This window comes from Epilithonimonas sp. (assembly GCF_032055105.1).
Lineage (GTDB): Bacteria > Bacteroidota > Bacteroidia > Flavobacteriales > Weeksellaceae > Epilithonimonas.
The window spans coordinates 156,458-174,835 of sequence record NZ_DAMBRK010000002.1; the positions used below are offsets into that span (position 1 = coordinate 156,458).

Below are 18,378 nucleotides of genomic sequence, written 5' to 3' on the forward strand. Positions count from 1 at the left end.
AACCAAAACAGACTGTTTTGGTTTTTTATTGATACTATTTAATACTATTCAGTAGTTTTTCTGTGTCTTCATAATTCTCACCCGATTTTTTGGCAAGCTCTATTGATTTTTGCGCCCAGACTTTAGCATCTTTTTTATTTCCTGTTTTGTTATACAGATTCGCTAACGTATCGGTGTTTGCATAGTTTTCATCTTTTTTAACAGACTCTTGCGCCCAAAGTAAAGCGGTCTGTAAAGATGACTGTGTAGAGACATTTTCGAAGAAATTCCAAGCAGCACTATTGAGAGCCATAGAAGAAGCTGTTGTGTAATCTTTATAGAGTTCTAACATCAGTTTTTCGTAAGTAGGAATATCTTTATTTCTAAATGCTGTACCTGCTTTTTGAGATAAAATATATTTGGTTGCCTCTTCTTTTCCCACTACTTTTTCTGCTTCTTTCAAGAACAATTCATCATTATAAGATTTTGTTTCCTTGTTATAAGCCTTCGTCGAGATTGATTTAAGTTTCAGATTATTATTAATTTTATTATAAGTAGCCTCAGAAACTACAGCCACGATGTCCGCTTTTTTAGACTCAAAAAGTTGATACAATGGAGATTCTGTATTACTTATAGCATTTAGTAAAAGTTGAACATCTTCTTTGTCCAGGTTATTTTTGGTTGAGAAATAACGATCTAACACTTTAGCCGTAAAATCTGGTTCTGTATAAATTGTAAGTTCTGCAAGGTTTTTAAGAAAACCAGGCTCTTTTTCACCATCTTCAAATTGTTTTTTCAAAGCTCCGATTCTTCTTTTAGGATCTTGAGCATCTTTAGCAAATTGAAGGAAATCTTTTTCTTCCACATATCCCAAAGTCCTATGCACCACTTCTCCATTACCATCTATAAAAAGATAAGTAGGATATGCCGTCACTTTGAATTTCTTCGCCAACTCTATACCTTCGCCTTTTTCCATATCTATTTTGGCATTTATAAAATTGCTATTATAATAATCTCCCACAGATTGTAGCGTAAAAATGTTTTTAGCCATCAGTTTACATGGTCCACACCAAGTTGTGTAAGAATCTAAGAAGATGATCTTATTTTCTTTTTTAGCCTTAGCTACTATAGATTTGAAATCAGAGTTTTCAAAAACGATTCCTTGAGAAAAATATAATAATGATGATATGAATGTTAAAAGAAGGAAGAGTTTTTTCATTGTTTTAATAGTCAGTTTTTAGTTATTATTTAGTTTTAGTAATGGTTCGATATATTCGCGATCGTTGCTTAGTCTTGGAACTTTGTTTTGTCCACCTAGCTTGCCACGACTTGCCATCCACTCATAGAATAGATTTGATTTTGCAGAATGAACGATTGGCTTTCTTAATGTAATATCGTTATATCTTTTTGCTTCGTAATCAGAGTTCAAGGATTTCAGGGTTTTGTCGAAGATCTCTGTAAATTCATCGATACAATTAGGTTTCTTGGTAAATTCGAAAATCCACTCGTGACATCCTTTGTTATTATTAGTCATAAAAACCGGAGCGCCAGTATAATCTGATATACTGACATCCAACTGTTCGCAAACCATTTTGAGTGCCGTTTCTACATTATCAATCATCAGTTCTTCTCCAAAAGCATTGATATAATGTTTTGTTCTACCCGATATTTTGATTCTATAAGGAGCGATGGAAGTAAACTTAACAGTATCACCTATCAGATAACGCCAAAGACCGCCATTGGTAGTAATGACAACAGCATAATTCTTGTTCAATTCCACTTCCGAAATAGGAATTGCCTCACGAACTCCAGCATAATATTGATCCATTGGGATGAACTCATAGAAAATTCCGTAGTCCAACATCAGCAGCATCTCATCACTGTCTTTTTGATCCTGAATTGCAAAAAAACCTTCGGATGCATTATAAATCTCGTAATAGCGAATTTTTTTTCCTATGATATCTTTGTACTGATTTTTATACGGTTTGAAGCTAATTCCACCATGAAAAAACACTTCCAAATTTGGCCAAAGTTCTCCAATACTTTCTTTTCCCGTTTCGTGTAATGTTCTTTGAAGCAAAACCATCATCCAGCTAGGAACACCAGTGAGGCTACCGACATCTTCGTACTTAACTTCACCAATGATAGCCTTCATCTTACTTTCCCATTCGGACATTAGGGAGGTCTTTTTGCTTGGGGTATTGATAATCTCTACCCAAAAAGGCAAATTATCAATCAAGATTGCTGACAAATCTCCAAACTTGGTATTGAAATCCTGATACATCTCTGCACTTCCACCAAGTCTTAGATTCTTATGTTGAAATAACTCGCTTTCTGGATGGTTGTTGACATAGATGGCAACCATATCTTTACCTGCTTTGTAATGGCAGTCTTCTAAGCTTTCATCCGTAATAGGAATATATTTGCTCTTAGCATTCGTAGTTCCAGAAGATTTTGCAAATTGTCTAATAACTCCTGGCCAAAAAACATCTTTCTGGCCTTGTCTTGCTTTTTCTATATAAGGTTCAAAGTCTTCGTAGCAGACAATAGGCACTTTTTTCTGAAAATCCTTATAATTGGCAATCGTACTGAAACCATACTTCTGTCCATACTCAGTCTCTTCTGCATGGAAGAGCTGCGAGAACAAAAGCCCCTCCTGAGTTTCTGTAGGATATTTTTTAAAATGTTCTATCTGATCTATCCTCTGAAGAATAAACCAATTGACGACCGAGTTAAAAAGTGCTTTCGTTGCCATTCTTCACAAATATAATAAATTTTGGGAATGGTAATAAAAAAGCCGTAGAGATTTTCTACGGCTTATATAATTTATAATAATTATCTAATTATTATTCTGCTGAAGTTGCTTCAGTTGTAGCCTCAGCAGCTCCTTCTGTTACTTCTTCTTCATCGTCATCATCTTGTCCTGCAGCAGCATTTTTGCTAGCATTTCTAGACATCTTAACAGCAACTACTACTGCATTGTCTGGGTGCATGAAAGAATATTTATCATTTTTAAGACTTTCTACATAGAACTTGTTTCCAATCTTAAGCGCTGTAATATCTACAACGATTTCGTCTGGCAAGTTAGCTGGGATAGCTTTTACTTTTAGTTTTCTGTAAGTTTGTCTAAGAACACCACCTGCAACAACACCTTTAGAACGACCTGTAATTCTTACAGGAACTTCCATAATAACTGGTTTGTCCTCGCTCAACTGATAAAAATCAGCGTGAATGATCTTGTCTGTAATCGGGTGGAACTGGATGTCCTGAAGAACAGCTGGGATTGTTTGTCCGTCAACCTCAATAGATACCGTGTGTGCTTCAGGAGTATAAACCAAACCTTTGAAAGCTTTCTCTTCTGCAGAGAAGTTCAAAGGAGTTTCACCTCCGTAAACAACACAAGGAACTAATTCAGCATCACGTAAAGCTTTAGTAGACTTTTTGCCCACGCTTTCTCTTTTTGTACCTTGAATTGTAATAGATTTCATTTTGTATAAAATTATTTTAAGGGTGCAAAGATATTATTTTTTTTTAAATAATAAACTTCCCACTTATAGATTTATGTTCGTGTACCATTTTCATCACGTCAGAGAAGAGGTCAGCACAAGACAAAACTTTTATTTTTGACGATTGACCTTCTTTTACTGGGATAGAATCTGTTACAATAACTTCCAATAACTTTGAGTTTTCTATATTTTCATAAGCTTTTCCAGAAAGTACACCGTGTGTCGCCATTGCTCTTACAGATCTTGCTCCTTTTTCCATTAGGATATCTGCTGCTTTGCAAAGTGTTCCTGCGGTATCAATCATATCATCAATCAATATCACATTTTTGTCTGTAACATCTCCAATTAGGAACATTTCTTCAACAACATTAGCTTTTTTTCTTTCTTTGTAAGCGATAACAACATCTGCTCCAAGATGACCAGCATAATTCTTTGCTCTTTTTGCACCTCCCATATCCGGAGAAGCAATGGTCAAATTTTCCAAATTAAGAGATCTGATATAATCTATGAAAATTGTAGAAGCATAAAGATGATCCACAGGAATCTCGAAGAAACCTTGGATTTGATCTGCGTGAAGATCCATTGTCATAATTCTTGTAGCTCCGGCTGCAGTTAAAAGATTGGCTACCAATTTTGCTCCGATTGGTGCTCTCGGTTTGTCTTTTCTGTCTTGTCTTGCTAATCCATAATAAGGAATTACAACCGTGATATTTTTTGCTGAAGCTCTTTTCGCAGCATCAATCATTAATAATAGCTCCAAAAGATTGTCTGCTGGTGGAAATGTTGAAGCAATCAGGAAAACCCTTGCGCCTCTTACAGATTGTTCCAAAACTGGCTCAAATTCTCCGTCGCTAAAATATTGAAAATTAATAACTCCTAATGGTTGCCCATAGCTCTGAGCAATTTTTTCTGCCAACACGTGGCTGGTTCTGGTAGAAAACAAATAACTTGCTTGATCTGACATTTTTACTTTTTTGCAAATTTAAAAAATAATGAAAAATCTGAAAATCGATTTTAAAGAATTAATAAAAAAAAGACCAAAACATTTCTATTTTGGTCTTTTTTGTTCTTAGCAATATTCTTCGAAAGCGGCCTGAAGATTCGCAGCAATAGCGCCTGCAGGGTTACCTTCGATGTGGTGTCTTTCTAACATATGCACCAACTCTCCGTCTTTGAAAAGTGCAACAGCTGGCGAACTTGGTGGGAATGGCGCTAGTAATTTTCTAGCTTCTGCAACCGCCTCTGTATCAAATCCTGCGAATGCTGTTACCAAATGATCTGGTTTCTTTTCACCTGTCAAAGAGTAAACAACACCTGGTCTTGCCGCTCCAGCCGCACATCCGCAAACTGAATTGATTACCAATAATGTTGTTCCTGACTGCTTAAGAGCTGCATCAACTTGTGCTGGTGTTGTAAGGTCTTCAAAACCTTTATCTGTAAGTTCTGCCTTCATTGGCAATACTAAATCTGCTGGATACATATTAAAATATATTTTAGGTTAATTCTTGAATTGCAAATTTAATCAATTATTATTTTGATTATTACATTAATGATTCTATTAAAATTATACCAAAAATCTATTGAGCCAATTTGTCCAGATTTTCAAAAACAAAAACCCAAAATCCGAAGACTTTGGGTTTAATCAAATCGATATGCAAATTTAAGTATATCCAGTTTTTATAATTGATAAAATATAAATGATTATCAATTATCCTTTATCAACTATCATTTATAATTAGGAGAGTAACTTCTTAACCATTTCGGAAATACTCTTTCCGTCTGATTTTCCGGCTAATGCTTTGGAAGCAACGCCCATTACTTTTCCTAAATCTTTTAGAGATTCTGCTCCGGTTTCAGAAATAATTTTTTTGATTTCTGATTCCAGTTCCTCAGCAGACAATTGTTTCGGAAGAAATTTCTCAATCACTTTGGATTGTGCTTCTTCTACTTCAGCAAGGTCAGTTCTTCCCTGAGCTGTAAATTGGTCATAGGAATCCTTTCTCTGCTTTATCATTCTTTGCAAAATAGCAATCTCTTGTTCTGCTGTAACTTCAGCGCCTCTTGCTTCGGTTTGCAACAACAGAATCTGCGCTTTCACTGCACGAAGAGAATCCAAAGCTACTCTGTCTTTCTCGCGCATTGCGGTTTTTATCGCGTCGCTTATTGTTTGTTCTAAACTCATAATATTTCAATTTAACAATCTAAAAATTTAACAGTGTAACAATTATATAAACTGCTACATTGTTATATTAATTCTTATTTAGACTTGTACTTAATATTTTGTAAATTATTTTTCCGATTTCAATTATTTGCTGTGCGAGCTTCTCATCAAAAGGATAGCTTTTGGAATGTTTACACAAGTACAGCCAATATTTTGTTTCTTCAAGTTCCTTTGAGGCAATTTTTATTTTATGAATAAAATCACTTTTACTTTGTGGATTTTGCGCTTCAAAAGAATTTGAACCAATGCTTGTTCCAGAACGTAATAACTGTTTTGCAATAACAAATTTCTTTTTTTCTTCCAATAATTCGCAGAACTTAATAATATCTAAAGAGAAGTTGACTGTTTTTTGAATTAACGGATTATTTTCAAAATTTATCATTGTTGTATTAATTGTTACACTGTTAAATTTCTACATTACTACATTAAACTAATCTACATCTTTGTTAAGGAAACGGTTTTCTCTCAGTTGCATACTTCCGTTGTTATCAGACAAATACGTGTTGATATTCTGGTCAGATGCATTAGAACCATCAATGTTGATGTTCTTTCTCTTGAAAGCCGGAACTGTTTCAAAAACATTATCATTATCAAATTGTTGATATCTTGAATTGAATTCTTTCAACTTGTTTCTTCTTTCCAAAGCTTTTGAAGCATCAGGTGTTTTATTGAAGAAAGTGAATCCGCTTTCAGTTTCCTGAACAGGCTCAGCCTTTTTCTCTTCTACAATTTCTTCCTTAGTTTCCACAGCGAAAGAAAATTGAGTTGGTTCTTCAACTTTTTCTTCGATAATTTCGTTAACGATTTCTTCTTTAACTTCAGAAATAATCTGCTTTTCGATTACAGGAAAATCTTCTTCAACAGCTGGCTCGTTGATTGTGAAAGTTACTTCAACCGGCTTTTCTATTTTCTCTTCTTTGAAAGATGCTTTTGGCTTATCCTCCACTTCGAAAGAAAAAGATTGCGCTTCCAAATCTACTTCTTCATAAGCATCTTCTTCGAAAGTGAAAAGGTTGTATTCTCGTTTATCGTAGTTAGAATTATAATCGTTTGAGAAATCTTGGATTTCCTCGTTTTCGATGATTTGAGTTTCGGTTTTAACTTCTTCTACAAGACTTTCTACAACTGAATTAGTTGGAAAGTTTGAAGTTCCAAAATCGTCCTCATCTTCTAATCGAAAAAAATTCTTTCCCGATTGTACTTCTGGTTTTGCCTCTTGTTGAGCTCTGCTTTTGAAAGGTGATTCTCTGTGAGATGACGGACTTGGTCTATCTTCCAAAGTATATTTGATGGTTTCTGTAACTCCAGAATGTTTTTTATCTTCATTAGAAAAACCTGTAGCAATCACCAAAACGCTAACTGCATCTCCTAATTCTTCGTCTGTTCCAACTCCGAAAATGATGTCTGCCGTATTTCCAGCTTCTTTCTGGATATAATCCATAATCACACCGATTTCGTCCATCGTCACTTCGGAAACACCACTTCTAATCAATAGTAGAACGTTTTTCGCTCCAGTGATTTTGTTGTCATTCAATAAAGGAGAATCCAATGCTTTTTTAACAGCTTCTTCCGCTTTTTTCTCACCAGTCGCAACACCAGTTGACATCAATGCTGTTCCGGAATTAGCCAAAACAGATTTAGCATCACGGAAGTCAATATTCACATCGAAATAACCTGTAATAACTTCTGCCATTCCTTTTGCAGCATTAGTCAAAACTTCATCGGCTTTGGAGAATCCTTGTTTGAAACCTAGATTTCCGAATTGTTGTCTCAATTTATCATTATTAATGACAATCAAAGAATCAACATTATTTCTCAATTTTTCCAAACCTAAATTAGCTTGGTCCAATCTTCTTTTTCCTTCAAAACTAAAAGGTACGGTTACGATTCCTACTGTCAGAATACCCATTTCCTTTGCCACTTTTGCAATCACAGGCGCCGCACCGGTTCCAGTTCCACCGCCCATTCCGGCAGTGATGAAAACCATCTTGGTATTTTGTCCCATTGCTGCTTTGATATCGTCGATACTTTCAATCGCCGCTTTTTCTCCAACTTCTGGGTCTGCTCCTGCACCTAGACCTTCCGTCATCGTTACTCCTAACTGAACTTTATTAGAAACCGGATTGTTATCCAAAGTCTGTGCATCTGTATTACAAATCACGAAATCTACGCCGTAAATCCCCTTCTCGTACATATGTTTCAAAGCGTTGTTTCCACCGCCCCCAACACCAATTACTTTGATGATGGCAGAATTCCCTTTTGGAAGGTCAAATGAAAATCCCTGTGTATTAGTTATATTGTCCATTTTATATTTTTTATAATTGATATTTGATGGATGATAATCGATGAAAACCGTTCATCATTTATCATTAATCATTCGTTTTTTACTCTTCTACTTCTTCAAAGAATTTTTTCACTTTATCCATTAGAGACTGTCCGAAAGTTGGTTTGCTTCTTCTGACTTCTTCTTTTGGTTTCGACACTTCTTCGATATGCTGAACCGGTTGAGGTCTTTCAACTTCCGCAGTTGGAGTTGGCTGAGAAACGGGCTCTGCTTTTGCCACAACTTCTTCAATAATTTTTTCCTCTGTTGGAAGAATTCTTTTATCTCGGATTTTGAGGCTTTCCATCAATAAACCAATTGACGTAGCAAATTCTGGTCCTTTCAAATATTGGTTTTTATCGTTCGCCACATATTCGTTAGCGAAACCAATTCTGCTGTCGAATCCGGTTGTGTAATTCGCTAATTGACGAAGGTTTCTCAAGTTGGAACCACCGCCTGTCAAAACGATTCCTGCAATCAGTTTTTTCTTTTGTTCGAATGCGCCGTAAGCTTTCAATTCTGTATTTACCATTTCAAGAATTTCTTCAACTCTTGCATTGATAATCTGAGCCAAAACCTTCAACGAAATCTCTTTGTCCGGACGACCGTGCAATCCTGGGATTGTTACATATGTGCTGTCTTTTTCCAATTCCGGAACAGACGAACCGAACTTTACTTTCAGTTGTTCTGCGTGTTTTTCGATGATTGAACATCCTTCCTTAATATCATCAGTGATAATTCCACCTCCGTAAGGAATCACGCAAGTATGACGAATGATGTTGTCCTTAAAAATAGCGATATCCGTAGTTCCACCACCAATATCAACAATCGCAACGCCTGCTTCTTTTTCTTCTTTTGTAAGAACCGCTTCAGACGATGCCAAAGGTTCCAATGTCAATGCTTCCATCTCCAAACCAGCTTCACGAACGCATCTTGCAATGTTTCTGATAGAACCCATCTGTCCCACAACAACGTGGAAGTTAGCTTCTAATCTTTTGCCGTGCATCCCGATTGGTTCTTGGATTTCGCCTTCAGAATCTACTTTGTATTCCTGAGGCAAAACGTGGATGATTTCTTCGCCTGGTAACATTACCAATTTCTTTACCTGGTCTTTTAGTTTTTCGATATCATCTTCTGTGATGTATCTATCCGGGTGCTCTCTCATTATATAATCCGAATGTTGGAGAGAACGGATATGTTTTCCTGCAATTCCTACAGTTACCTTATGGATAGGAACACCGGCGCTGGATTGCGCTTCTGCAACTGCAGTTTTGATGGAATTGATGGTTTGGGAAATGTTGTTCACAATTCCTTTGTGAACGCCAAGACTTTTAGCCTTCCCAACGCCCAGGATTTCGATTTTCCCGTGAGCGTTACGTCTTCCGACAATGGCGACAATCTTAGTTGTCCCAATGTCCAGACCTACTGAATACTCTTGATTTTCCATTATATGCTCGATTTGATTTTTTTATTCTACTACTACTTTTGCTTTTTTCTTTTTGTCAGAAGACGATTTGGAAGATGTTTCCTTTTTCTTTTCCGAAGTTTTTTTCGGTTCAGATTTCTTCTCTACTTTTATCGGTTTCGAAGTTTCTTTCTTGGGTTCCGATTTTTTCTCTTCCGTCTTATGACTTTCTACTTCTGACTTTATTTCAATTTTTGGTGCATTTCTCAGAATACTATCGTTTTCTTTGAAATAAGGATTCAGTGTGGTTACAATCTGATTATTGTATTTAACCGAAATCTTTTTGTACTTATTCGGATTCTGATAAACCAGATATTTTTCTACAAAAGTTTTAAATCCTTTAACCTTAAAATCAATATTATCTAAATCTCCAATCTCAACTTTGTAATTTCCGTCGCTTGTCAAAAGATTGTAACCGCCTTTTTCTTTTTTGATTCCGATGAAATATTTTTTACTGAAATCATCTTTATCAATCTTTTCCACCAATTGTCCCAATTCCTTATATTCCGAAGCATCAACATCGCCCATTACCAGCATACACGGATAAGAAAAGTTTCTCGAAATCGGGAATTCAACACCTTTTTCGTCCACATAAAAATCTTTTCCATTTTTACTTAATCTGAAAACCGGAACACGTTGTTTGATATCAACATTCAGATTCCCGTTCAGATTCATATAAACATTCGCACTATCAACAAATGGGTTTTCATTAATTTTTTTCTCCAGTTCCGGAATCTTCATATCTCCGATTTTTCTTGTCGGATTGTATTGCTTTACCAAATCTTTGATGTCCTTCTCATCAATGAAATAGACCGGCGTTTTGCTTTGGTTCATATTGATAGATACATTCTCCATCTTGGCGTTGTTGAAACGCTTCAACGAGAAACTGAGCAGAAATCCAAAAAGGATAACTGTCACGAGTATCTTCAATATTCTCCACTTATTTTTCATTCTATCTTGTATAAAGTACAATGTATGATGTACAAAGTATTTTCTTAATTTTTAATTATTAATTTTTAATTCTAATGTTGGAAGCCATTCCATAATCGCGTCGTAAAGTGTATCAATGTTTCCCGCTCCGACTGTCAATAAAATATCAAAGTCTTTTTCTTTTATTTTTTCAAAAGTCTCCTGCAATGTGCAGACTTCTTTGTTTTCTGTTTCAATTTTTTCTGCTAACCAGCTCGAAGTAATTCCTTCAAAATTCTCCTGAAGTTCTCTCGCTGGATAAATATCTAACAATAACAAGTCATCTCCTTTTTCCAGACTTTTAGCGAAATCCTCAGCAAAATCTCTCGTTCTGCTGAAAAGATGAGGTTGAAAAACCACCAGCAATTTCTTAGTTGGATAAAAGGTTTTTATTGAACCAATAACTGCATTCAGTTCTGTTGGATGATGTGCATAATCGTCGATATAGATTTTTCCGTTATCGAAAATATGTTTAGTATATCTTCTCTTGATGCCTTTAAAATTGGCGATTGCTTTTTTCAAAGTATCGAAATCAACACCCAAATTGCTTAAAATTGCCAACGCAACCGTCGCATTTTCAACATTATGAATCCCCGGAATTTCCCAAACAAAATCTTCAATCTCCTGCGTTGGAGTATGAAAATCGAAATAGATTTTATCGTGGTCCATTCTCAGATTATCAGAATAAAAATCTGCTTCTTCATTAACAGCATAAGTCTGATGTTCTCTTCCAATCGCAATTCCTTTTCTGACAAACAGTTGATTGTCATTCGGAACCAAACCTGCAAACTGACGGAAACCATCTTCAATCTGAACTCTGTCTCCATAAATATCCAAATGGTCTGCATCAATCGATGTTACAACCGCCCAATCCGGAGAAAGGTTTAGGAAACTTCTGTCGTATTCATCCGCTTCAACCACAGAAAACTGATTGCCGTTGTAATCAAAATTCGATTTGAAATTCTCAGAAATTCCACCTAAAAATGCAGATGACGGAAGATTAGCTTCTTTGCACAAATGCGCAATTAAAGTAGAAGTTGTTGTCTTTCCGTGAGTTCCTGCAACGGCGATACAATCTGTATTCTCGGTAATCAATCCCAACACTTTCGCACGTTTCAGAATCTCGAAGCTTTCACTTGCGAAATAATCTAGAATTCCGAGTTTCTTAATTGCTGGCGTATAAATAACTAATGTTGATTCTTTATCCAACGCCACAATTTTCTCATCAATCACATCTTCAAACGTAATATCAATACCTTCAAAACCGATTTGAGCAGTCAGTTTTGTTGGCGTTTTATCATAACCCAAAACATTTTTGCCGTTAGCGTGAAAATATCTCGCCAGTGCACTCATCCCAATTCCACCGATTCCGATGAAATAGAAGTTTTGATATTTATTTAAGATGCTCATTTTCTTTATTGTATTAATGTAAAAAGTATGATGTACAATGTACTTTCTACAATTTACTTTGTACAGTTTTAATTATCTCATCCACAATCCCTTCTGCTGCTTTTGGTTTTGCAAAAAATTCCAAATTATTTGACATTTCTTTTCTAAGATTTTCGTTCTCACAGATTTCTGAAAGTGTGTTCCAGAATTTATCTTTCATTTCAGAATCTTTTACCATTCTAGCTGCATTTTTCTCAACCAGAGTCAAAGCATTTTTGGTTTGATGATCTTCCGCTGCAAATGGAAACGGAACCAATAAAACCGGTTTTTTCGCAACAGCCAATTCTGAAATCGCAATCGCACCAGCTCTGGAAACAATCAAATCCGCCGCTGAATAAGCCAAAGCCATATCAGAAATGAATTCTCTAATCTGGATTTGGTTGTTGGTTGTCAGTTGCTTGTTGTCAGAAATCTCTTTAAAATCCGTTTTCCCAGTCTGCCAGATTAACTGATAATCTTTTTCTTTCAGTTTATCAAAATTATCTTTCCAGCCGTTGTTCAGAGTTCTGGAACCAAGAGAACCACCAACTGAAAGAATCGTTAATTTATTTTTATCTAAGCCTAATTTTTCTTTAGCTAAATCTTTATCAATCAAATCCGTAATGATATTCTGACGAATTGGATTTCCTAAGAAATAAGTTTTCGTTCCGTGAAAAAATTTTTCCATATCCGGATAAGCTGTGAAAACTGCTTTCGCTTTTTTCGCATTGAAAACATTCGTTTTTCCGGGCAAAGAATTCTGCTCCTGAATAAAAGTCGGAATTCCCATTTTCGCAGCAATATATAAAGCCGGGCCGCTCGCAAAACCACCAGTTCCAACCGCAAAATCTGGTTTGAAATTTTTGATGATTTTCTTAGCTTTCATTAAACTGGAAATGATTTTGAAAGGAAGCCCAATATTCTTCAGAAGACTACCTCTGTCGAATCCGGCGATATTCAATCCCTCGATTTTGAATCCGGATTGAGGAACCTTTTCCATTTCCATTTTTCCATTTGCACCAATGAACAAAAACTCTGCATCGGGAAATCTTTTTTTGATTTCCTGAGCAATCGCAACCGCAGGAAAGATGTGTCCACCAGTTCCTCCGCCACTCATTAATATTTTCAGTTTTTTGCTCATCTATGCGATATCATTTATTTCTTCGATACTTTGTCTTTTGCCTAAACCTTCTTCATCAAAAACCTGAATTCTGGAGCTTACATTTAAAATAATTCCTAACTGAATATAAGTTACCAACATCGATGTTCCTCCATAACTTATCAGTGGTAAAGGCTGTCCTGTAACCGGAATCAGATTCACGGCAACGGCAATATTTACCGATAATTGAATAAATATCATTAATCCAATTGCAAGCACGAGCAGAGACCCAAAAAATGCGGGCATTTTACTAGCAATCATCACAATCCTGATAATCATTATCATATAAAGGCTAATCAAAACAAACGCTCCAATCCAGCCATATTCTTCTACAATAATTGCGAAAATAAAATCCGAAACCGATTGTGGTAATGTCTGTTTCAAAGCACTTTTTCCAGGTCCAATTCCGTTGAATCCGCCGTGAACAATAGCGGCTTTCGCTTGCATTACCTGATAGTTTTTCGCCTTCAAACTTTCGTCTTCAACATCTGCCGTTTTTTTCGAGTTTGAGAAGGTTTCTATACGGCTCATCCAGGTGTGAACACGGTTTCCACCAAGTAGATTTGTATTGAGTGCAATCACTAAAAACATTACAATGAAAACCACTGAAAGCGAGATAAATCCCGCTACATATTGCCAAGCCAATTGACCAATAATCAAGATGATAATTGAAACCATCATAATCATCAAAGCAGTTGAACCATTGTCTTTTGCAACCAATCCGAAAACAATCAGAATTGGTCCGAATATGTAAATGATATTCTCCAGAGGAAGTCTTTCTCTTTTGATTTTCTTAGTTAAATATCTGCACAGATAAATAATCAACATCAAATAAGCGAATGACGACGGCTGAAAAGAAATCGGTGTTCCTGGAATTTTCAACCAACGCGAAGCACTTGCGCCTTCAATTTTTTGACCTGTGAATGTTGTAATCAACAATAATCCAATGGTGAACAAAAGCAAAATGGAACTCAGTTTCCCGATGTATTCGTATTTAATAGTTCCTACAAAACGCATAATTCCCAACCCTAAAAAAACGAAGAAAATATGCTTGATAACGTGACCGGTTGTAGTCCCATTATTCACGATATATTCCAGATTCGAGCTTGCAGAATAAACCGGAAACACTGAAAGGAAGGATATCAAAATGATAACCGACCAAAGAACCTTGTCTCCTTTCAGCAATTCGAATTTGTTTTCTGTAGTTTGGTTTTCCATTTATTTTTAAATGAATTAATTTTCTTAATTCTTAATTGTCAATTCTTCTAAAACTTCTTTTTTGAATTGATTACCACGGTCTTCATAACCATTGAATAAATCAAAACTTGCACAACAAGGTGACAACAAAACAACGTCTCCTTTTTCTGCAATCGATTTAGAAACTTCTACTGCTTTTTGCATACTGGAAGTGTCATAAATCTCTGTTTTTTTATCTTTAAAAAAGTCAATAATCTTATGATTATCAACTCCTAAGCAAACAATTGCTTTTACTTTTTTCTTGACTAATTCTTCGATTTCTGTATAATCGTTCCCTTTATCTTTTCCGCCAACAATCCAGACAACCGGCTGTTTCATACTTTCCAAAGCGAAGTAAGTTGCGTTTACGTTTGTAGCTTTGCTGTCATTGATGAATTTTACTCCTCTGATTTCAGCAACAGGTTCCAATCTGTGTTCAACCGCTTGAAATGTCATTAATGAATGTCTGATACTTTCATTACTGATTTCCAACAACTTTCCTGCAATACTCGCCGCTAAGCTGTTCGCCACATTATGTTTTCCAACCAATGATAATTCGTCGATATTCATTGTGAAACCTTCATTGATATTCACAACAAAATTCTCATCAATCGAGAAAGCACCTTTTTCCAATTTTTCATCTAATGAGAATGGAACTTTGGTCACTTTCAAATCTAATTTTTCAAGAATCGACTTGCTCATTTCGTCATCTTTGTTGTAGATGAAAAAATTGTTAGCTTCCTGATTTTCAGCAATTCTGAACTTAGCCAAAGCATATTCTTCATAATTGTAATTGTACTGGTCAAGATGGTCTTTTGACAAATTCAACAACAATGAAATGTATGGTCTAAAATTTTGAATATCATCTAACTGGAAACTACTCACTTCCAATACATAATAATCAAAATTCTCTTCTGCTACCTGTTTTGCAAAGCTCTTTCCGATGTTTCCGCCCAATCCGACATTGAATCCATCTTCTTTCAAGATGTAATAAATCAAAGACGTTGTCGTCGTTTTTCCATTACTTCCTGTAATCGCAATAATTTTTGCGTTTGTAAATTCCGAAGCAAATTCAATCTCAGAAGACAATCTGATTCCTTTTTCTTGAATCTTTTGAATCATTTCTGCTTTCTTCGGAATCCCCGGACTTTTTATGACCCAATCAGCATTCAGAATTTTTTCTTCGGAATGTGTTCCGTCTTCATAATCAATCCCAAGCTCATCCAATTCTTTTTTGTAGTTCTCACGGATAATTCCCATATCCGAAAGAAAGACATCAAAGCCTTTGGCTTTTGCCAGATACGCAGCACCAACGCCGCTTTCGCCTCCTCCAAGTATCACTACTCTCATCTGTGGTTATTAGTCTTTTTATCTAGTTTTTAAAGTGATTAAGCAAATAATTGCCAGCATTACACCAATAATTATCATTCGGTTCACGATTTTGCTCTCGTGAAATCCTTCTTTCTGATAATGATGATGCAGTGGAGACATTTTGAATAATCTATTATTTTGAGCATATTCTAGCCCGTGTTTTCTTTTTCTATATTTGAAGACCATTACCTGCAAAATCACTGAAAGATTTTCGATAAGGAATACGCCACATAAAACAGGAATCAATAATTCTTTTCTAAGGATAATTGCCAAAACTGCAATCACACCGCCCAACATCAGACTTCCCGTGTCACCCATAAAAATCTGCGCTGGATAAGTATTATACCAGAAAAATCCGATAACTGCTCCAACCAAAGCGAGCGCAAAAATCGTGGTTTCGCCCATATGAGGAAGGAACATAATATTCAGATAATCAGCGAAAATCATATTTCCTGAAACGTAGGCGAAAAATGCTAAAGTCAACAAAATCACCGTACTTGTTCCTGCTGCTAATCCGTCAATTCCGTCCGTGATATTGGCTCCATTGGAAACTGCTGTTACAATGAAAATCACAATCGGAATGAAAACAATCCAAGCCCATTCGTGCGCTTTTGCATCATCCATCCAAAATAAAATTCCACTATAATCGAACTCATTATTTTTAGTAAAAGGAACGGTAGAAACCGGAATTTTCTCGTCCGGCATAAAGTTCTGCTCTACATTATTTCTATTGATAACCGTTGCATCGGCATATTTTCTCTTAACCTCAACCTCAGGGTGAAAGTACATTGTAACTCCGACAATTAAACCTAAACCAACTTGCCCGATTACTTTGAATTTTCCGCTCAATCCGTCTTTATTTTTCTTAACTTTTTTAAGATAATCGTCCAAGAAACCAATCGCTCCCATCCACAAAACCGAAATGATTAAAAGAACGATATAAACATTTGTAATTCTGGTAAACAACAAAACCGGAATGATTGTTGCCAAAATGATAATCAAACCTCCCATTGTCGGCGTTCCTTCTTTCTGTTTTTGTCCTTCCAGACCAAGGTCACGCACCAATTCTCCCATTTGTCTTCTTCTCAGGAAATTGATGATTCTTTTTCCGTAAGCCATCGCAATAATCAGCGAAAACAAAACTGCCATCGCTGCGCGGAACGAAATGTATTTGAACAAGTTCATTCCCGGAACGTGGATTCCGTGAGCGTTTAAATATTCATATAGATAATATAGCATATTTGTCTATTTTCCCATTAATTGTAATAATTCCCTAATCGTTTCTTTGTCATCAAAATGATGTTTCACACCATTGATTTCCTGATACGTTTCGTGACCTTTTCCGGCTACTAAAACAATATCTTTCGGCTCAGCAAATTTGATTGCCATTTTTATCGCTTCTCTTCTGTCTGGAATCGAAGTGTATTTGCTGAAATTCTGAGGTTGAACTCCTGCTTCTATTTCTTTAATAATCTGATTTGGTTCTTCAGTTCTTGGATTGTCAGAAGTGATAATCGCCAAAGTCGATTTTTTGGTAGCGATGTCGCCCATTTCAGGACGTTTGGTTTTATCTCTGTCACCTCCGCAACCGAAAACACAAATCAGTCTTTCATTTTTGGTTCTGATTTCGTTGATGCTGTCCAGAACATTTTCTAATGCATCAGGCGTGTGCGAATAATCAACTACGAAGAAAATTCCACTGTCGGATTTTATCGTTTCGAATCTTCCATTCACTCTATGAAGAATAGAAATCGCCTGAAGAACTTCCGTTTCGTCCATTCCTAATTCCAGAGCAATTCCATAAGCCAAAAGCAAATTATAAGCATTGAATTTCCCTGTCAATGTTGTCCAGAATTCTTTGTTATTGAAGTTCAGTAACATTCCGTTGAAATCTACTTCCAAAACTTTTCCGTGGAAATCTGCCATTGTTTTCAAAGCAAAAGTTTTCTTTTTCGCTTTGGTATTCTGCAACATTACCAGACCGTTTTTGTCATCAGCATTTGTAATTGCAACCGCTGAATCTTCCAACTCGTCAAAGAATCTCTTCTTAGCGTAGATATAATTTTGGAAAGTCTTATGATAATCCAAATGGTCGTGCGTGATATTCGTAAAACCTGCGATTTTGAAATGTAATCCTTCTATTCTGTCTTGAGAAATTCCGTGTGAACTTACTTCCATAAAAGCATATTCACATCCAATTTCAACAGCTTTCGCCAACATTTGATTTAAACGAATCACGTCTGGCGTTGTGTGTGTTGAAGGAATAACCTCGTCTCCGATTCTGTATTCAACAGTTGAAATCAAAGCGGATTGATATCCCAGATTTTTGAAAATATCAAATAATAAAGTTGTTACCGAAGTTTTCCCGTTGGTTCCTGTAACACCAATTAAATTCAATTTCTGAGAAGGATTTCCGTAAAAATTAGAAGCCAAATGTCCTAAAGTTTTGGAAGAATCTTCAACTTTCAAATAAGTTACTTCATCATTAATTTCTGAAGGTAATTCTTCACAAACAATTACTTTTGCACCTTTTTCGATACTTTGATTGATGTAAGAATGTCCGTCTGAAACAGTTCCTTTCAATGCAACATACAAAGAATTTTCAACAACTTTTCTGCTGTCGAAAACCAATTCCGAAACTTCTCTTTCAAGAGTTCCGATGGTTTCCAAAACTTGGATTCTTTGTGATAAGTCTTTTAAAATCATATATCTAAGCTTTCG

General features: G+C 35.9%; 16 protein-coding genes. All 16 read right to left on the reverse strand.

Features of this window, described 5'->3' with window-relative positions; all coding sequences use genetic code 11:
• Nucleotides 1-34: 34 nt before the first annotated feature.
• The 16 genes from RTY06_RS02195 to RTY06_RS02270 all read right to left on the reverse strand — a co-directional run bounded on the left by RTY06_RS02195 (nt 35) and on the right by RTY06_RS02270 (nt 18,363).
• Nucleotides 35-1,198 (reverse strand): thioredoxin family protein, encoded by a 1,164-nt coding sequence (locus tag RTY06_RS02195; RefSeq protein ID WP_312822478.1) that lies wholly within the window; start codon nt 1,196-1,198, stop codon nt 35-37.
• Between the two features lie 18 nt (nt 1,199-1,216).
• On the reverse strand, nt 1,217-2,734 hold the full coding sequence (locus tag RTY06_RS02200; protein ID WP_312822479.1) for a GH3 auxin-responsive promoter family protein: 1,518 nt from the start codon (nt 2,732-2,734) through the stop codon (nt 1,217-1,219).
• A 91-nt stretch (nt 2,735-2,825) separates the two neighbouring features.
• Nucleotides 2,826-3,467 (reverse strand): 50S ribosomal protein L25/general stress protein Ctc, encoded by a 642-nt coding sequence (locus tag RTY06_RS02205; protein ID WP_312822480.1) that lies wholly within the window; start codon nt 3,465-3,467, stop codon nt 2,826-2,828.
• Between the two features lie 43 nt (nt 3,468-3,510).
• On the reverse strand, nt 3,511-4,449 hold the full coding sequence (locus tag RTY06_RS02210; RefSeq protein ID WP_312822481.1) for a ribose-phosphate pyrophosphokinase: 939 nt from the start codon (nt 4,447-4,449) through the stop codon (nt 3,511-3,513).
• 105 nt (nt 4,450-4,554) lie between these two features.
• A complete protein-coding gene (locus RTY06_RS02215) occupies nt 4,555-4,965 on the reverse strand; it encodes a BrxA/BrxB family bacilliredoxin (RefSeq protein ID WP_116034570.1) in 411 nt (136 codons plus the stop codon).
• Nucleotides 4,966-5,220: 255 nt separating this feature from the next.
• The gene (locus tag RTY06_RS02220) at nt 5,221-5,667 is read right to left on the reverse strand and encodes a GatB/YqeY domain-containing protein (protein ID WP_312822483.1); all 447 of its coding nucleotides are present in this window, start codon (nt 5,665-5,667) and stop codon (nt 5,221-5,223) included.
• Nucleotides 5,668-5,734: 67 nt separating this feature from the next.
• Nucleotides 5,735-6,088, reverse strand: coding sequence for a four helix bundle protein (locus tag RTY06_RS02225; protein ID WP_312822484.1), 354 nt, complete (start codon nt 6,086-6,088; stop codon nt 5,735-5,737).
• Between the two features lie 48 nt (nt 6,089-6,136).
• Nucleotides 6,137-8,011 (reverse strand): cell division protein FtsZ, encoded by a 1,875-nt coding sequence (gene ftsZ, locus RTY06_RS02230; protein WP_312822486.1) that lies wholly within the window; start codon nt 8,009-8,011, stop codon nt 6,137-6,139.
• A 79-nt stretch (nt 8,012-8,090) separates the two neighbouring features.
• On the reverse strand, nt 8,091-9,476 hold the full coding sequence (gene ftsA / locus RTY06_RS02235) for a cell division protein FtsA (protein WP_312822488.1): 1,386 nt from the start codon (nt 9,474-9,476) through the stop codon (nt 8,091-8,093).
• Nucleotides 9,477-9,497: 21 nt separating this feature from the next.
• Entirely contained in the window at nt 9,498-10,445 is a 948-nt protein-coding gene (locus tag RTY06_RS02240) for a cell division protein FtsQ (protein ID WP_312822490.1), read from the reverse strand.
• A gap of 51 nt (nt 10,446-10,496) precedes the next feature.
• A complete protein-coding gene (gene murC, locus RTY06_RS02245; protein WP_312822492.1) occupies nt 10,497-11,873 on the reverse strand; it encodes a UDP-N-acetylmuramate--L-alanine ligase in 1,377 nt (458 codons plus the stop codon).
• Between the two features lie 46 nt (nt 11,874-11,919).
• Nucleotides 11,920-13,032: an undecaprenyldiphospho-muramoylpentapeptide beta-N-acetylglucosaminyltransferase gene (gene murG / locus RTY06_RS02250; RefSeq protein ID WP_312822494.1), complete on the reverse strand. Its 1,113-nt coding sequence runs from the start codon at nt 13,030-13,032 to the stop codon at nt 11,920-11,922.
• The gene (locus RTY06_RS02255) at nt 13,033-14,268 is read right to left on the reverse strand and encodes an FtsW/RodA/SpoVE family cell cycle protein (RefSeq protein ID WP_312419915.1); all 1,236 of its coding nucleotides are present in this window, start codon (nt 14,266-14,268) and stop codon (nt 13,033-13,035) included.
• Between the two features lie 24 nt (nt 14,269-14,292).
• A complete protein-coding gene (murD, locus tag RTY06_RS02260) occupies nt 14,293-15,636 on the reverse strand; it encodes a UDP-N-acetylmuramoyl-L-alanine--D-glutamate ligase (protein WP_312822496.1) in 1,344 nt (447 codons plus the stop codon).
• 18 nt (nt 15,637-15,654) lie between these two features.
• On the reverse strand, nt 15,655-16,896 hold the full coding sequence (gene mraY, locus RTY06_RS02265) for a phospho-N-acetylmuramoyl-pentapeptide-transferase (protein WP_312822498.1): 1,242 nt from the start codon (nt 16,894-16,896) through the stop codon (nt 15,655-15,657).
• Nucleotides 16,897-16,902: 6 nt separating this feature from the next.
• Nucleotides 16,903-18,363 carry a UDP-N-acetylmuramoyl-L-alanyl-D-glutamate--2,6-diaminopimelate ligase gene (locus RTY06_RS02270; RefSeq protein WP_312822500.1) on the reverse strand — a complete coding sequence of 487 codons (1,461 nt, stop codon included), beginning with the start codon at nt 18,361-18,363 and terminating at the stop codon, nt 16,903-16,905.
• Nucleotides 18,364-18,378: the final 15 nt, after the last annotated feature.

Bases quoted from the DNA above. Each gene is read 5' to 3' on its own strand.
- RTY06_RS02195 (WP_312822478.1), bottom strand. From the start codon at position 1,198: ATGAAAAAACTCTTCCTTCTTTTAACATTCATATCATCATTATTATAT.
- RTY06_RS02200 (WP_312822479.1), bottom strand. From the start codon at position 2,734: ATGGCAACGAAAGCACTTTTTAACTCGGTCGTCAATTGGTTTATTCTT.
- RTY06_RS02205 (WP_312822480.1), bottom strand. From the start codon at position 3,467: ATGAAATCTATTACAATTCAAGGTACAAAAAGAGAAAGCGTGGGCAAA.
- RTY06_RS02210 (WP_312822481.1), bottom strand. From the start codon at position 4,449: ATGTCAGATCAAGCAAGTTATTTGTTTTCTACCAGAACCAGCCACGTG.
- RTY06_RS02215 (WP_116034570.1), bottom strand. From the start codon at position 4,965: ATGTATCCAGCAGATTTAGTATTGCCAATGAAGGCAGAACTTACAGAT.
- RTY06_RS02220 (WP_312822483.1), bottom strand. From the start codon at position 5,667: ATGAGTTTAGAACAAACAATAAGCGACGCGATAAAAACCGCAATGCGC.
- RTY06_RS02225 (WP_312822484.1), bottom strand. From the start codon at position 6,088: ATGATAAATTTTGAAAATAATCCGTTAATTCAAAAAACAGTCAACTTC.
- ftsZ (WP_312822486.1), bottom strand. From the start codon at position 8,011: ATGGACAATATAACTAATACACAGGGATTTTCATTTGACCTTCCAAAA.
- ftsA (WP_312822488.1), bottom strand. From the start codon at position 9,476: ATGGAAAATCAAGAGTATTCAGTAGGTCTGGACATTGGGACAACTAAG.
- RTY06_RS02240 (WP_312822490.1), bottom strand. From the start codon at position 10,445: ATGAAAAATAAGTGGAGAATATTGAAGATACTCGTGACAGTTATCCTT.
- murC (WP_312822492.1), bottom strand. From the start codon at position 11,873: ATGAGCATCTTAAATAAATATCAAAACTTCTATTTCATCGGAATCGGT.
- murG (WP_312822494.1), bottom strand. From the start codon at position 13,032: ATGAGCAAAAAACTGAAAATATTAATGAGTGGCGGAGGAACTGGTGGA.
- RTY06_RS02255 (WP_312419915.1), bottom strand. From the start codon at position 14,268: ATGGAAAACCAAACTACAGAAAACAAATTCGAATTGCTGAAAGGAGAC.
- murD (WP_312822496.1), bottom strand. From the start codon at position 15,636: ATGAGAGTAGTGATACTTGGAGGAGGCGAAAGCGGCGTTGGTGCTGCG.
- mraY (WP_312822498.1), bottom strand. From the start codon at position 16,896: ATGCTATATTATCTATATGAATATTTAAACGCTCACGGAATCCACGTT.
- RTY06_RS02270 (WP_312822500.1), bottom strand. From the start codon at position 18,363: ATGATTTTAAAAGACTTATCACAAAGAATCCAAGTTTTGGAAACCATC.